This window comes from uncultured Flavonifractor sp., from assembly GCF_944387675.1.
Lineage (GTDB): Bacteria > Bacillota > Clostridia > Oscillospirales > Oscillospiraceae > Flavonifractor.
Map to the genome: position 1 here is coordinate 1 of NZ_CALXFV010000164.1, position 2,749 is coordinate 2,749.

Sequence of the window (2,749 nt, forward strand, 5' to 3'; positions counted from 1 at the left end):
CAGCGGCACCGGCTGCCGTAGCCGTACCAGCCGCACTTGCAGGGGTTCATGGCGCACACCAGCATGAACCGGGCGGGAAAGACCTCGCTGCCCGCCGAGCGGCTGATCACCACCCGGCCCTCCTCCAGAGGCTGGCGCAGGGTCTCCAGCACATCCCGGTGGAACTCGGGCAGCTCGTCCAGGAAAAGCACCCCGTTGTGGGCCAAGGAGATCTCCCCCGGCCGTGGGATGGGGGAGCCGCCCCCCGCCATGCCGGTGGCGGAGATGGAGTGGTGGGGCGAGCGGAAGGGCCGCCGGAGCAGCAGAGGATGCTCCGCGTCGGTGAGGCCCAGCACCGAGTGGACGGCGGTGGCCTCCATGGCCTCCTTCCGGCTCAGGTCGGGGAGGATGGAGGGCAGGCGCTTGGCCAGCATGGACTTGCCCGAGCCGGGGGGACCCACCATGGCGATGTTGTGGCCGCCGGCGGCGGCGATCTCCAGGGCCCGCTTGGCGTTCTCCTGCCCTTTTACGTCGGCAAAGTCGGGGCATGGCTCCACCTCCGGCCCGGGGGTCCAGGTCCGGGCGGGGACAAGGGGGGCTTCCCCCCGCAGGTGGGCGGCCAGCTGGCCCACGTCCTCCACCGGATACACCGTCAGCCCGCCGGCCAGGGTGGCCTCGGCGGCGGAGGGGGCGGGAACGTACAGGGTGGTAATCCCTGCCCGCCGGGCGGCCAGGGCCATGGGCAGCATGCCGGGGACCGGCCGCAGCCTGCCGGACAGGGACAGCTCTCCCACAAAAGCGCTGTCCCGCCCGTCCAGCTTCAGCTGTCCCCCCGCCGCCAGCACGCCCACCAGAATGGGCAGGTCATACATGGTCCCCCCTTTTTTCCGGTCGGCGGGGGCCAGGTTCACCGTGATGCGGGACACCGGGAAGGAAAAACCGCAGTTTTTGATGGCGGCGCGCACCCGGTCCCGGGCCTCCTTCACCGCTGCGTCAGGCAAACCCACGATCTCAAAGGCGGGCAGGCCGCCGGACAAATCGCACTCGGCCCGCACCTCATAGCCGGACACCCCGGACAGCCCCAGGGAGCGTACCTCACACAGCACAAAATCACCGCCTCTTCCTCCGCCACGCGGGCTTCTGATGGTTGATTATACCATAGCCAAAATCGGCTCTGCCGATTTTGGCTATGGTGTAACATCAACAGCAGGCGTTTTGTGAGCAAAACGCCAGGATACACGGTATCCTGCCGCACATGTGCGGCAACTGTTGATATTATACCACATCCCCGCCCCGGTGGAAAGCCTTCCGCCGGGGGACAATGTTACCATTCGTTCACCCTGACTTATCATGCCATTAGCAGAACTGTTTAAACTGACGGTTTCAATACGGGGAGTTTCTGTTTTTGACCGGAGCGTATCCCGGCATTTTCCGCGTTTTGATAGCAAAACTCACAAATTTTGCCCTATTTTTGGAGCATAACAGAAAATTTTTGTTTTAAAGTAAGAATTGATTTACAAACGGAGGGGTTGGTGATAAAATGAAGACGTTTTAGAGGTAAGTCCCTGTCAACATATGGGAACTGCCAGGGTAAGGGGAATCAGGCCCGGTACGAGGGGAAACGGGGACAGATTCCCATTGCCCTGGAACAATGAATAAGGAGGAATCGTTCAATGGCGAGAAAGCTGAAATCCATGGACGGCAACACCGCGGCGGCCCATGTATCCTACGCCTTCACCGAGGTCGCCGGCATCTATCCCATCACTCCGTCCAGCCCCATGGCCGACAATGTGGACCAGTGGGCCGCGCAGGGCCGGAAGAACATTTTCGGCACCACCGTCAACGTGGTGGAGATGCAGTCTGAGGCCGGTGCCGCCGGTACTGTTCACGGCTCCCTGGCCGCCGGCGCCCTGACCACCACCTACACCGCCTCTCAGGGCCTGCTGCTCATGATCCCCAACATGTACAAGCTGGCCGGTGAGCTGATGCCCACCGTGTTCCACGTGTCCGCCCGTACCGTGGCCACCCACGCGCTGAACATTTTCGGCGACCACTCCGACGTGATGGCCTGCCGTCAGACCGGCTTCGCCATGCTGTGCGAATCCAACCCCCAGGAGGTCATGGACCTGGGCGCGGTGGCCCACCTGGCCGCCATCAAGGGCCGCGTTCCCTTCCTGAACTTCTTCGACGGCTTCCGCACCTCCCATGAGATTCAGAAGATCGCCATCTGGGACAACGACGATCTGGCCGATATGGTGGATATGGACGCTGTGGAGGCCTTCCGCAAGCGCTCCCTGAACCCCGAGCGGCCCGTGATGCGCGGCTCCCACGAGAACGGCGACATCTTCTTCCAGCACCGTGAGGCCGCCAACAAGTACTATGACGCGGTGCCTGGCATCGTGGAAGAGTACATGGGCAAGGTCAACGCCAAGCTGGGTACCAACTATCAGCTGTTCAACTACTACGGCGCGCCCGACGCCGACCGGGTCATCGTGGCCATGGGTTCCATCTGCGACGTGGCGGAGGAGGTCATCGACTACCTCAACGCCCACGGCGAGAAGGTGGGTCTGGTGAAGGTCCGCCTGTACCGGCCCTTCCGCGCCGACAAGCTGCTGGAGGCCATTCCCGCCACTGCCACCAAGATCGCCGTGCTGGACCGCACCAAGGAGCCCGGCGCTCAGGGCGACCCCCTGTACCTGGACGTGGTTACCGCCTTTGCCAACGCCGGCCGTCAGGCCACCATCATCGGCGGCCGCTACGGTCTGGGCTC

Annotated in this window: 1 protein-coding gene and 1 pseudogene; one reads left to right on the plus strand and one right to left on the minus strand. The window is 63.5% G+C overall.

Annotated features, from left to right (window positions below):
• On the minus strand, positions 1-1,085 hold a 1,085-nt coding region (locus Q0J74_RS11005; protein WP_297214563.1), incomplete at its 3' end, for a YifB family Mg chelatase-like AAA ATPase.
• Between the two features lie 567 nt (positions 1,086-1,652).
• Between Q0J74_RS11005 and Q0J74_RS11010 the strand changes: the two are divergent.
• Positions 1,653-2,749, plus strand: a pseudogene (locus Q0J74_RS11010) (pyruvate:ferredoxin (flavodoxin) oxidoreductase); the annotation flags it as partial.